Origin of the sequence: Paenibacillus crassostreae (genome assembly GCF_001857945.1) — a bacterium.
In the GTDB taxonomy this organism is placed as follows: Bacteria; Bacillota; Bacilli; order Paenibacillales; family Paenibacillaceae; genus Paenibacillus_AQ; species Paenibacillus_AQ crassostreae.
Window position 1 is genome coordinate 3871792 of the sequence record NZ_CP017770.1, and the last position, 12997, is coordinate 3884788.

At 38.0% G+C, this 12997-nt stretch carries 12 protein-coding genes; all 12 read left to right on the forward strand.

Annotated elements, in window-relative coordinates:
- Window positions 1-69: 69 nt before the first annotated feature.
- The 12 genes from LPB68_RS17855 to pnpS all read left to right on the forward strand — a co-directional run bounded on the left by LPB68_RS17855 (window position 70) and on the right by pnpS (window position 12925).
- Entirely contained in the window at window positions 70-258 is a 189-nt protein-coding gene (locus LPB68_RS17855) for a glutamate decarboxylase (RefSeq protein ID WP_068656433.1), read from the forward strand.
- A gap of 82 nt (window positions 259-340) precedes the next feature.
- A complete protein-coding gene (gene accD, locus LPB68_RS17860) occupies window positions 341-1231 on the forward strand; it encodes an acetyl-CoA carboxylase, carboxyltransferase subunit beta (protein ID WP_068656431.1) in 891 nt (296 codons plus the stop codon).
- Window positions 1232-2236: an acetyl-CoA carboxylase carboxyltransferase subunit alpha gene (locus LPB68_RS17865; protein ID WP_068656428.1), complete on the forward strand. Its 1005-nt coding sequence runs from the start codon at window positions 1232-1234 to the stop codon at window positions 2234-2236.
- Window positions 2237-2331: 95 nt separating this feature from the next.
- On the forward strand, window positions 2332-3756 hold the full coding sequence (gene pyk / locus LPB68_RS17870; RefSeq protein ID WP_068656426.1) for a pyruvate kinase: 1425 nt from the start codon (window positions 2332-2334) through the stop codon (window positions 3754-3756).
- Window positions 3757-3929: 173 nt separating this feature from the next.
- Complete coding sequence (locus tag LPB68_RS17875) at window positions 3930-4322, forward strand: FxsA family protein (protein ID WP_068656422.1); 393 nt, start codon at window positions 3930-3932, stop codon at window positions 4320-4322.
- Between the two features lie 277 nt (window positions 4323-4599).
- Window positions 4600-5715, forward strand: coding sequence for a citrate/2-methylcitrate synthase (locus tag LPB68_RS17880; protein WP_068656420.1), 1116 nt, complete (start codon window positions 4600-4602; stop codon window positions 5713-5715).
- 258 nt (window positions 5716-5973) lie between these two features.
- Entirely contained in the window at window positions 5974-7269 is a 1296-nt protein-coding gene (gene icd, locus LPB68_RS17885) for an NADP-dependent isocitrate dehydrogenase (protein ID WP_068656418.1), read from the forward strand.
- A 21-nt stretch (window positions 7270-7290) separates the two neighbouring features.
- Entirely contained in the window at window positions 7291-8232 is a 942-nt protein-coding gene (gene mdh / locus LPB68_RS17890; protein WP_068656416.1) for a malate dehydrogenase, read from the forward strand.
- A 170-nt stretch (window positions 8233-8402) separates the two neighbouring features.
- Window positions 8403-8822 (forward strand): hypothetical protein, encoded by a 420-nt coding sequence (locus tag LPB68_RS17895; protein WP_068656715.1) that lies wholly within the window; start codon window positions 8403-8405, stop codon window positions 8820-8822.
- Between the two features lie 149 nt (window positions 8823-8971).
- Window positions 8972-9841 carry an SDR family oxidoreductase gene (locus LPB68_RS17900; protein WP_068656414.1) on the forward strand — a complete coding sequence of 290 codons (870 nt, stop codon included), beginning with the start codon at window positions 8972-8974 and terminating at the stop codon, window positions 9839-9841.
- Between the two features lie 250 nt (window positions 9842-10091).
- On the forward strand, window positions 10092-11096 hold the full coding sequence (locus LPB68_RS17905) for a bile acid:sodium symporter family protein (RefSeq protein ID WP_068656412.1): 1005 nt from the start codon (window positions 10092-10094) through the stop codon (window positions 11094-11096).
- A gap of 32 nt (window positions 11097-11128) precedes the next feature.
- Entirely contained in the window at window positions 11129-12925 is a 1797-nt protein-coding gene (gene pnpS / locus LPB68_RS17910) for a two-component system histidine kinase PnpS (RefSeq protein ID WP_068656410.1), read from the forward strand.
- Window positions 12926-12997 lie beyond the last annotated feature (72 nt).

A 12997-nucleotide genomic window follows, 5' to 3' on the forward strand; every position in this document is an offset into this window, starting at 1 on the left:
AAAAGATAAATATGGTATCATGGGTTCATTATAAGTACTCAATACTTGAGTGTGGGAGGCTATACGAAAGTGTGGACGGTTATTTATATTGCACCCACTGCATCCATTGCAGAAATGATTCAAGCCAAATTAACAGAAGAAGGTTTTTTGGTGCGTGCCCGTCCGATAAATTTGTCCAAGCAACAATTTGAAATTCAAGTACCTTCTGGGGAGCTTGAAGAGGTCCAGGAAGTTTTGAACACTATTTTGCATTCTTAAATTGTATACAATATTTTATGAATAATAATAGAAGTTTAACGGAAAGATCGGCCAACAAATAAACGGCTGAAGAGGTGTAGTTGTGTTTAAAGATATATTTCAGAAAAAAAGAAAATACGCGACCATTCCTTCAGAACGGATAGGGCGAGACAATAGCTCTGACGCGGAGCGTCCAAAGCGGGAAATTCCTGAAGGACTTATGCTCAAATGTACGAAGTGTGGGAACATTCAGTACAGTAAAGAACTGGAGAAAAATCTGAAGGTTTGTGCGTCATGTGGACATCATATGCGTCTGAATGCAATGGAAAGAATCCAGATGACCCTTGACGACGAAGGGTTTGAGGAATTCGACAGCAACATGATTTCTGTAGATCCGCTGAATTTCCCTGGTTATGCAACGAAATTAGAACAACAAGCAATGAAATCAGGTTTGCGAGAAGCTGTAATTACCGGACAAGGTACACTTGCTGGTAATCCGGTGGTCGTTGCTGTAATGAGTTTTGACTTTTTTAGTGGAAGCATGGGATCGGTTGTTGGGGAAAAAATAACACGAGCTATAGAGACTGCAATGGAACGACGGCTACCTCTCATCATTTTCTCAACTTCAGGTGGGGCTAGAATGCAGGAGAGTATTCTTAGCTTGATGCAAATGGCGAAGACAAGTGCTGCACTCGCTCGTTTTAATGAAGATGGTGGTCTGTATATTTCAGTCATTACCGATCCAACTACAGGTGGTGTTTCTGCTAGTTTTGCGACGCTTGGAGATATTAATATAGCTGAGCCAGGTGCGGTATTTGGATTCGCTGGGAGAATTGTTATTGAGCAGACCATTCGGCAGAAGCTTCCAGATGATTTCCAAACAGCCGAATATAACATGGCACATGGACAATTAGATTTAGTTATTCACCGTAAGGAATTACGCGGGATGCTTGCTAAGCTCATTGAATTTCATACGGTAAAGGAGGGAGTTTAAATGGCTGGAGAATTACCTTTTGAACTGCCTCTTGTAGAGATGCGCAAAAAGATTGATGAATTAAAAGTGTTTGGTCAAGAAAAGGGCATTGATTTCACGGATGAGGTTATTAGACTTGAGGAAAGATATAAGAAGTTAGAAGAGGAAATCTATTCTAACATAACTGCACCACAAAAAATGCATCTTGCAAGACATCAACAACGTCCAACATCGTTAGACTTAATTGAACGTATTTTTACTGACTTCGTTGAATTGCACGGAGATCGTTTATTTGGTGATGATCTTGCTGTTGTTGGGGGAATAGCTAATTTGAATGGCGTCCCAGTAACGGTATTGGGTCAGCAACGAGGCAAAGACACTAAAGATAATATTGCAAGATTCTTTGGGAGTGCACATCCTGAAGGATTTAGAAAAGCACTAAGGCTTATGAAGCAAGCTGAGAAGTTTAGACGCCCGATTATTACATTTATTGATACCAAAGGTGCTTATCCTGGAAATACTGCTGAAGAGAGAGGTCAATCTGAAGCTATAGCTCGGAATCTTAGAGAGATGTCAGTGTTGGGTGTTCCGGTGATATGTGTAATTATTGGAGAAGGTGGTAGTGGTGGAGCGCTTGGTATGGCTGTGGGTAATCGCGTCTTAATGTTAGAACATGCCATTTATTCTGTTATTTCTCCTAATGGCGCAGCGTCTATATTATGGAAGGATGCGACTCGAGCGGATCAAGCGGCTGAAGCAATGAAGATTACTGCCCAAGATTTATTGGATTTCGAAGTCATCGAAGAAATTATTCCTGAACCTCAAGGTGGAGCTCAGAAAGATTATGAGTTAACAGCACAATACATTAAAGATAGTCTATGTCGACAATTGAATGAATTATCTTTCATGGATGTGAATGAGCTAAAAGAAGATCGATATTTAAAATTTAGAAAGCTGGGACAATTCACCTTTGAATCGACAAATGTACCAGAAAATGTTGGTGTAACAGAAAATCCAAATAATTAATATGATGAATTTCCTATACAAATCGTTCGCAATGTAGTAAATTAAGTAGTTGAATGGATGATAAAGAGAGATCTTTAAAAAACGGAGGAAACATAATGCGTAAAACTAAAATTGTATGTACAATCGGACCAGCAAGTGAATCGTTAGAAAATATTAAGAAGCTTATTGAAGCAGGTATGAATGTTGCCCGCTTAAATTTTTCTCATGGTGATTTTGATGAGCACGGAAATCGAATCAATGTTATTCGTCAAGCTTCTAAAGAGCTAGGAAAGACGGTAGCAATCCTGTTGGATACCAAAGGCCCAGAAATTCGCACAGGGAAACTTGCTGTTGAACCAATTGAGCTTGTACAGGATGAATATATTACATTAACTACTGAAGAAATTTTGGGAGATAAAGATCGTATTTCAATTACATATGCCGACCTTCCTGGTGATGTAGAAGTGGGATCATCTATTTTGATAGATGATGGTTTGATTGGTTTGACAGTTGTTGAAGTTAAAGGAACAGAAATTAAGTGCCGTATCATTAATGGTGGTACGATCAAGAGTAAAAAAGGCGTTAACGTTCCTGGAGTTCGTATTTCACTTCCTGGTATCACAGAAAAAGACGCTGCTGATATCGTATTTGGTATTGGACAAGATATCGATTTTATTGCAGCATCATTTGTACGTAAAGCAAGCGATGTTCTTGAGATTCGTGAATTGCTAAATCAACATAAGGCTGGACATATCAACATTATTTCCAAGATTGAAAACCAAGAAGGCGTCGATAATTTGGATGAAATTCTTGCAGTATCTGACGGTTTAATGGTTGCACGTGGAGATCTTGGAACAGAAATTCCTGCTGAAGATGTACCATTGGTACAAAAGAGCATGATTGCAAAAGCAAATCGTGCAGGTAAACCGGTAATCACAGCTACACAAATGTTGGATTCTATGCAACGTAATCCACGCCCGACACGTGCTGAAGCAAGTGACGTAGCTAATGCAATTTTTGATGGAACAGATGCAATTATGTTGTCTGGAGAAACTGCTGCAGGGAAATATCCTGTAGAATCAGTTCTTACAATGGCACGTATTGCTGAGAAAGCAGAATCAGCATTGAACTACCGTGATCTATTTGTTAAACAAAGTACATTCCAAGAAACAACAATCACTGAAGCGATTAGCCAAGCTGTTTCAATTACAGCATTGGATTTACATGCAAAAGCGATCATATCTTCAACTGAGACAGGTCACACTGCTCGTGTAGTAGCTAAATACCGTCCAGAGGCTCCAATTGTTGCTGTAACAACAGAAGACCGTACAATGCGTCGTCTTGCTCTTACATGGGGAGTAACTCCTGTTAAAGGACAATTGGCTACTACAACAGATGAAATGTTTGATTATGCAGTTCAAGGTGGTTTGAATTCTGGTATTGTTAAAGATGGAGATATTGTTGTTATTACAGCAGGGGTTCCATTGGGTCGTTCAGGTTCAACCAATTTAATTAAGGTAAGTGTTGTAAATAAAGGTTAATTCATGTAAATGATTTGAACTGAATTTAGATATATAGACAACGGCCTAATTTTATTAGGTCGTTTTTTCATGATTTCAAGTATTTAGATCAGTTCTACTAAACTGGATATTACTTTGTGAATATATTATGCTTTATAAGCAACGTATGAACGAGTTACTTAGGAGGGGCCGAAATGTGGAAATGGGTATGGGGAGTAATCATTTTAGTTGCAATACTTGAGATTTATTTGTTCGATTTGGTAGCAGGGAACTTTGGAGGGGCTAAAGCATTACTCCTAACATTATTCACTTCAGCCATTGGATATGTAATGATGAGATTTGAAGGGAAGAAAGTATTAGAAGATGCTCGAATCCGGATGAATAATGGGCAGATTCCTGGAAGGACATTGATTGATGGGTTATGCATCTTTATAGGTGGGTTCCTTTTGGTCATACCTGGGTTTTTCTTGGATTTCGTAGGTTTCACTATGGTATTCCCATTAACACGTCCAGTTTATCGTATTTTCATATTACGATGGTTGAAGAATAAAATGAAAAATGGAAATGTAAAAGTATACAGAAATTAAAATATGTATAGTAAATACGCTTTGCTATTGCATAATGATGGTTTTTAATTAACTATTCATGTATCCCAAAATAAAGCAATAAAAATTTGGTTATAAATACGATAAAACAATTTGATGTAACAAAAACTTTAGATGTTGTTCACATATCAGACAATATCCAGTATGATAATAAAAGGTTCATTTCTCAGAATAGTATTTTAGTTTTTTAAAATGTAAATGTTTTCATTTTTTTAGTTAGCTACTTTTAAAATATGTTTTTTCAAAGGAGAGACGTACGATGACAGCTACCAAAGGACTTGAAGGCATTGTTGCAGCAACTTCTTCCATCAGTTCTATTGTGGATGGTGTTCTTACATATCGTGGCATTGATATCGATGAATTAGCGATGCATGCCAGTTTTGAAGAAGTAGCGTATTTATTATGGTTTGGTAAGTTACCTAATGCTGAAGAGTTGAACGGTCTGAGAGTAGACTTTGATACTTTTGCGCCAATCCCTCAATTATTAATTGAACAAATGAAATTATTTCCTAAAAATGTGAATACTATGGCTGCACTACGTTCTGCTGTATCTGCTCTTGCTGTGTATGATGAAGACGCGGATGATATGAGTCATTCAGCAAATGTGAAAAAGGCAATTAAATTACAAGCACAATTGCCTACAATCGTAGCGGCACTTTCGCGTATCCGTGAAGGTAAAGAACCTATTCTACCTCTGAAAGGTGTAACCATAGCAGAGAATTTTCTGTATATGTTAAGAGGTGAGCAACCAGATGAAATATCTATCAAAGCGTTAGATCAGGCACTCGTACTTCATGCTGATCATGAATTAAACGCATCTACATTCGCAGCTCGTGTTACTGTAGCTACACTTTCAGATATGTATTCAGGAGTTACTTCAGCGATTGGTGCCTTAAAAGGCCCTTTACATGGAGGAGCAAATGAAGCCGTCATGAGAATGTTAGAGGAAATCGGTGACATTGATCATGTCGAAGGATATATTCAAGAAAAGCTAAACAATCGTGAGAAAATTATGGGGTTTGGCCATCGAGTATATAAGAATGGTGACCCTCGTGCGAAATACTTACAGAAGATGTCACGTGAACTTGGAGAAATGAAAAATAATAGTGAATTATACAACATGTCTGTGAAAATTGAAGAGATGATCACTGGACAAAAAGGCTTAAAACCGAACGTCGATTTCTATTCCGCTTCGGTTTATACACAACTTGGTATTGAGGGTGAATTATTCACACCTATTTTTGCAATTAGTCGAACTTCTGGTTGGACAGCACATATTCTTGAACAATGGGTGGATAATCGTATTATACGACCGCGCGCAGAATACGTAGGGTTGCATGAACAAAAGTACATTCAATTGGAACTACGTGCATAATTACATATCACTTGATCAGTTATGAAGTAACGCTAAAAAACTAAGTTTATGCTTCCGATGTAAGTTTTTTTACGAAGTATAATCTATGATGTAATGCTATAAAAAACTAAGTTTATGCTTCCGATGTAAGTTTTTTTACGAAGTATAATCTATGATGTAATGCTACAAAAAACTAAGTTTATGCTTCCGATGTAAGTTTTTTTACGAAGTATAATCTATGATGTAATGCTACAAAAAACTTTTAGGAGGATACAATACATGTTTAAACTTGAAAAATACGCATTACCAACCGAGGGTGACAAGATTGAGATTCAAGATGGCGTTCTAAACGTTCCTAACTTTCCAATTATTCCGTTTATTGAAGGGGATGGAACAGGACGCGATATCTGGAAAGCATCTAAACGTGTACTTGATGCTGCAGTAGATAAGGCTTATGGTGGTTCTAAGAAAATCGCATGGTATGAAGTATTTGCAGGAGAAAAAGCTTTTAATGAGTATGGAGAATGGTTGCCTAATGATACACTTGAAGCTATTCGTGAATACATTGTAGCGATAAAAGGACCTTTGACTACACCGATTGGTGGAGGAATTCGTTCATTGAACGTCGCATTACGTCAAGAACTAGATCTGTATGTATGTTTACGTCCAGTTCGCTATTTCAAAGGGGTTCCTTCTCCGGTTAAACGTCCTGAACTTGTAGATATGGTTATTTTCCGTGAGAACACAGAAGATATCTATGCAGGAATTGAATATCAAGAAGGTTCAGACGAGGTGAAGAAATTGATCAAATTCCTACAAGATGAAATGGGAGTGAATAAAATTCGTTTCCCTGAGACATCAGGAATTGGTATCAAACCTGTATCTGAGGAAGGCTCCAAACGTTTAGTTCGGGCAGCAGTTGAATATGCGATTGAACACGGACGTAAGAGTGTAACGATTGTTCATAAAGGTAATATCATGAAGTTCACTGAAGGTGCATTTAAGAACTGGGGATATGAAGTAGCTGAACAAGAATTCGGTGATAAAGTATTCACTTGGGCTCAATACGATATTATTAAGGAAAAAGATGGTGAAGATGCAGCGAATGCAGCGCAGAAGGCTGCGGAAGCTGAAGGTAAGATCATCGTTAAGGACGCTATTGCGGATATCGCTTTACAACAGGTTTTAACACGTCCAACTGATTTTGATGTCATTGCGACACTTAACTTGAATGGTGATTATTTATCAGATGCATTAGCAGCACAAATTGGAGGGATTGGTATTGCTCCAGGAGCAAACATCAACTATGTAACAGGACATGCTATTTTTGAAGCTACTCATGGTACAGCTCCGAAATATGCAGATAAAGATCTTGTTAATCCAGGTTCGGTTATTCTATCTGGTGTTATGTTACTAGAACATTTGGGATGGAAAGAAGCAGCAGATCTTATTTATAAAGGGATGGAGACATCGATTAACCATAAAATTGTTACTTATGATTTCGCTCGTCAAATGGACGGTGCAACCGAAGTTAAATGTTCGGAGTTTGCAAACGAAGTTATTAAAAATATGTAATTTATGGAGGATCAACAATTCATGGGATTAAGACGTAATAAAATAGCTATAGTAGGTGCTGGATTTACAGGAGCATCTACTGCACTCATGTTAGCGCAGAAGGAACTTGGTGATGTGGTACTTATTGATATTCCACAACTAGAGAATCCGACTAAAGGTAAAGCGCTTGATATGATGGAAGCTAGTCCTGTGCAAGGGTTCGATAGTCAAATTACTGGTACTTCTAACTATAAAGATGCTGCTGATGCTGATGTTGTGATCATTACCGCGGGTATTGCTCGTAAACCTGGAATGAGTCGTGATGATCTTGTGAACACAAATGCTGGGATCGTGAAGTCGGTCTGTGAGAATATAAAGGCCTATGCTCCTAATGCGATTGTTATTATTCTTAGTAATCCTGTCGATGCTATGACTTATGTTGCTTACAAGTCACTTGGATTCCCTAAGAATCGGGTCATAGGCCAATCGGGTGTACTTGATACAGCTCGTTATTGTACGTTCATCGCACAAGAATTAAATGTATCAGTAGAGGATGTACGTGGATTCGTAATGGGTGGTCATGGCGATGACATGGTACCACTTGTGAGATATTCTAGTGTTGGCGGGATTCCTATCGATACATTGATCAGCCCAGAGCGAATTCAAGAAATCGTTCAGCGCACACGTATGGGTGGTGGTGAAATCGTCAATCTACTTGGAAATGGAAGTGCGTATTATGCACCTGCAGCCTCTTTGGTACAAATGACTGAAGCTATTTTGAAAGATAAGAAACGGATTGTTCCTGTTATTGCGCTGCTTGAAGGAGAGTATGGATATGATCATCTATTTATGGGTGTTCCAACAATCTTAGGCGGGAATGGGATTGAACGGATTTTTGATTTGGATTTAACTGCTGAAGAGAAGATTGCCTTAGATAAGTCAGCCGAGTCTGTCCGAAATGTTATATCTATAGTAAGTATTTGATACTAAAGGTAATCAACGAGGATTAGGAACTGATAGTTGTGTCGAAGTTATGAAGAAAGAAACCTTATTGCTTTATCACAGCAAGAGGTTTCTTTCATTTCTATGTTATATTAAGTATAATTAATATGACAAAGATCACATTTAAAATCAAGGAGGTTATTTCATTGGGTATGATTATGTATTTTGTACATATTTTAGGTGCGCTATCGGTTGGATTCTATCTACTACTACCTTTCGTAGTGGCAAAAATGACTACATTATCACTGGCGGCAAAAGAAGGAAGTACTGTTGCAATTCGTAGTTTTAATGTTATTGCTCAAATCGGCTTATTAATCCAGTTCATTACAGGTGGTTATTTAATGAGTCAGGGTGATTATTCTGTAGCTTGGATGGTTATCGTGATTGTACTTGTCCTTGCTTTGTTTGCAGTAAGTGGAATGATGAGCAAACCATTAAAACTTGCTATTGCTAGCATTAAACAAAATAAGGATATCTCAGCTGAACTTAGTAAATTACGCATGATGAGTTCTTTGCTTGCGGTTTGTATGCTAGTGATGATTTTCTTTATGGTATATAATCAGATCATTTAATGGTAAGTATGGAGAGTACTCTGTTTTTCTAACAGGGTATTCTTTTTTTTTTTTGAAAAACCGTTTCTGCTTGGTATCTGTACATAAAAGAATAGTTAATCCCGATTATGCCATCCTAAGAAGGAATAATTAAGTATGGAGGATGAAGGATGACGAATAAACAACAAGACATCAATACATTACCCCCACAACACCAGAATCAGCAACCTGGTGTGGAAAGTGCAATGAGGCCCCTTCCTGAATTCGAATCATCTAGCTATAAATCTGCTGGGAAATTGACAGGGAAGATTGCGATCATTACAGGGGGAGACAGTGGGATTGGAAAGGCAATAGCTGTTACTTTTGCAAAAGAAGGTGCTGATGTAGCCATTTTGTATTTGAATGAACATGGTGATGCTAAGGATACTAGAAGACAAGTGGAACAAGAAGGGCGTAAATGTCTATTGATAGCGGGGGATATTGGTGATGAACTATGGTGTAAGGATGCAGTTAAACAAACTATTCAGGAATACGGAAAATTGGATATTCTAGTGAATAATGCAGCTGAACAACATCCACAACAGAATATTGAGGATATTACGAGTGAACAATTGGAGCGAACGTTTCGAACCAATATATTTAGCATGTTTTACATGACAAAAGCGGCTGTCGCACATCTAAAAAAGGGAAGTACGATTATTAATACCGCTTCAATAACCGCATATAAAGGAAATCCAATGCTTATCGATTATTCTTCGACTAAAGGAGCGATTGTAAGTTTTACTCGTTCGCTTGCTATGAATCTTGTAGAGAAGGGAATTCGTGTTAATGGTGTAGCGCCAGGTCCAATCTGGACTCCGCTCATTCCCTCTACCTTTGATGCGAATCAAGTAAGTCAGTTCGGTGCTTCACAACCGATGAAAAGGCCAGGACAACCCGATGAGGTAGCACCTGCATATGTGTATCTAGCTTCAGATGATTCATCTTATGTAAGTGGACAAGTTATTCATGTCAATGGTGGAGAAGTGGTTAACGGTTAAGTCAATGATATAGGCCCTTACCCGAATCAACGGTGTGAGGGTCTTTTCAAAATATAAGAAAGTATAAATTTTACGCTATACTTTCTTATATTTCTCGCTTAAACACTTACCGTCCTTATAAGGACGCCGAAGGCGTTTATGCTTGTTGAAATAACTTCTTTCGGATTATTCTTCATATGGTATTATTATACCAATAGAAAATTAGTAAGTGATGAAGAATGATAAACAGGGTTAGAGAGGTGCTATCTAGATGAGAAAGTGGAGTGAGATTTTTACACAATGGTATGAAAAATATATGTTTCTAATTATTCCTGGTTCGCTATTCTTAGGATTCTTGCTTAGTAGCTCGTTGTTACCCTTTGTTTCTTGGTCGCCCTATCTCTTCGGTTATGTGACACTGGTAATGGCATTAGGATGTGGATTGGGTCATTTGAAATGGGTTATGAAGCGGCCAGCCCCTATCGTACTAGTGTTGATATTAAGTCATCTTGTTGCACCGATTTTGGCTTACGGACTTGGGTGGGCACTGTTTGGAGCTTACTCTGATTATACCGTTGGACTTGTATTATTTACGATTATTCCTTTTGGGGTCTCATCTGTTTTGTGGGTTGGAATGTCGTATGGAAATGTAGCATTGATGCTTGCATTGGTTGTTTTGGATTCTGCACTTAGTCCATTTGTAGTTCCTATGCTCATTGAGGTTTTTTTTGGAACGCAGGTAGCATTTGATAGTGTGAGTCTTATGAAAGACCTATCAGTTATTGTTGTACTCCCAACTGTGATTGGTGTGACATTATATGAGATTTCGAAAGGTAAGATTAAAAAGTTCACTTCACCAATAGCGGTGCCCTTATCTAAAGTGGGGTTTACTTTAGTTGTTATGCTGAATGCTGCTGCCATCGCACCACATCTCTATCAATTGAAGAATGATATGATGATTGTTATTCCTGCGGTGATCATTATTGTGTTAGTGGGTTATATCCTTGGGTACTATGGCGTTAATCTTTTGCGAAATTCCGGCAGAGAATTAAAGGCCACACTGTCGTATGCGGCGGGAATGCGTAATATATCGCTTGGGTTAGTATTAGCTATGAGCTATTTTTCACCTCGAGCCTCCGTGCCAGTGGTCTTAGGCATTATGGTACAACAACCTATAGCTACACTATTTCACGCTTTCCTTAATAGACGGTTGCCTGTTGAAGAAGTAGAAACGATAGATATACACGGTAACCAAGAGCAAATCAAAGTAGGATAAACAAATATTATTACTTTAAAGGAGTATTTTAAATGAAGTCCTTTCGCTCGAAATTGTCAATGATATTAATGCTTATGGTGGGGCTTACGATGATCGTAGCAGGCTTTTCTATGGCGAAGGTATTCAAGGAATCACATATCGCCATTCTAGAAGAGAATATGGCCCGGGAAATAAAACTAATTAGTAATACAATGGACTTTCGTTCAACTGAGGATGAAGATTCTTTGATGTATTACTCGCAAGAAGCTAGGGATATAGGAGCCCTAATAGAGTCGCGTGTGACTTTTATTAATCATACTGGAGATGTAATTGGGGATTCAGAGAAAGATCCGTTAATCATGGATAACCATAACGATAGAGAAGAAATTGTATCTGCTAGGGATAATGGGATTGGAAGAGTTATAAGATACAGTAACTCACTCGAGCAAAATATGTTATATGTAGCCACACCTATAAAAGTGGGAAATGACTTTGATGGATTTATTCGATTGTCTGTTAGTCTATCGTCTATTGAAGAGGGTCTTCATCAAGGTTGGAAGCTCATGATCATATTCTTATTTATTCTATTTCTAGTAGCTGCAATTGTTAGTTTTCGTATGGCTGCGAATATGACTTCGCCGTTAGAACAGATAATTAAGGTTGCTAGACGTATCTCACATCAGGATTATGATGCTCGATTGCAAATTGAACGAAATGATGAAGTTGGGCAATTGGGGAGAGCCATAAATGCGATGGCAGATAGTTTACAGAATCAACTGAAAACAATTCGCGATAATGAAGATTTAATTCAGAGTGTACAAGATAATATGACTAGTGGAATTCTATTAATTGATGCCAAAGGCAATATTGCCGTGATTAATCGAGCGGCTGAAGAAATGCTTAAAGTTAAGGCTGGACAGGTTACAGGTAAACCCTATTATGAGATGAAAGAGCATTATGAATTAATGAAGCTTTTAAAGGAAGGATTAGCACTACGAAAGACGATTCATGAAGAGAGAAATTTATATTATCCTGTGGATATAATGATGCGTGTAGATGGTATCCCAATGTTCGAGGAGGAAGGTTCCTATAAAGGAATGTTATTCTTACTGCAGAATATAACGGCAATCCGAAGATTGGAGAATATGAGAAGTGAATTTGTTACCAATGTCTCACATGAGTTGAAAACACCGATCGCAGCAGTTAGAGGATTCGCTGAAACATTACTTGGAGGTGGGGTGACTGATGAGAAGACAGCGCGTTCTTTTCTTCAGATTATCTATGATGAGAGTGAAAGATTGAATAGACTTATTAGTGATATTCTAGATCTCTCAAAAATTGAACAGAAAAATATTGCTATGGATTGTTCACCTGTTCATATATCATCGTTCTTTGAATCGATGTTCGAGACTATGAGCTTTGTAGCAGAAAAGAAGAAAATTAGTCTTCAATCTGATGTTCCCGCAGAGTTATTTATTGAGGCGGATGAGGATAAGTTAAAACAAATATTTATGAATCTCCTATCCAATGCTGTTAATTATACGCAAGAGGGAGGTAAGGTGAAAGTAACAGTTAGGCATTTGGAAGATGATGAAGGTCGTGAAAGAATACAATTTACTGTCTCTGACACGGGATTAGGAATACCTAAAAAGGACTTGCCAAGAATATTCGAACGGTTCTATAGAGTGGACAAAGCTCGTTCAAGATTCTCAGGTGGAACGGGATTGGGTCTTTCTATTGTAAAACATTTAGTTGATTTACATCGTGGTACAGTGACGGTTGAAAGTGAATGGAATATCGGTTCAGCTTTTACAATTGAATTACCGATGCTTCAAGATGATTCACATTAAATGATTCTATGCATTTTACACCCTGTTAACATTTCAATGGTATGATAATAAAAAATCTTTTTATATAATGAG

Coding starts and splice junctions, on each gene's coding strand:
- LPB68_RS17865 (WP_068656428.1), top strand. CDS start 1,232: ATGGCTGGAGAATTACCTTTTGAACTGCCTCTTGTAGAGATGCGCAAA.
- pyk (WP_068656426.1), top strand. CDS start 2,332: ATGCGTAAAACTAAAATTGTATGTACAATCGGACCAGCAAGTGAATCG.
- LPB68_RS17875 (WP_068656422.1), top strand. CDS start 3,930: ATGTGGAAATGGGTATGGGGAGTAATCATTTTAGTTGCAATACTTGAG.
- LPB68_RS17880 (WP_068656420.1), top strand. CDS start 4,600: ATGACAGCTACCAAAGGACTTGAAGGCATTGTTGCAGCAACTTCTTCC.
- icd (WP_068656418.1), top strand. CDS start 5,974: ATGTTTAAACTTGAAAAATACGCATTACCAACCGAGGGTGACAAGATT.
- mdh (WP_068656416.1), top strand. CDS start 7,291: ATGGGATTAAGACGTAATAAAATAGCTATAGTAGGTGCTGGATTTACA.
- LPB68_RS17895 (WP_068656715.1), top strand. CDS start 8,403: ATGATTATGTATTTTGTACATATTTTAGGTGCGCTATCGGTTGGATTC.
- LPB68_RS17900 (WP_068656414.1), top strand. CDS start 8,972: ATGACGAATAAACAACAAGACATCAATACATTACCCCCACAACACCAG.
- LPB68_RS17905 (WP_068656412.1), top strand. CDS start 10,092: ATGAGAAAGTGGAGTGAGATTTTTACACAATGGTATGAAAAATATATG.
- pnpS (WP_068656410.1), top strand. CDS start 11,129: ATGAAGTCCTTTCGCTCGAAATTGTCAATGATATTAATGCTTATGGTG.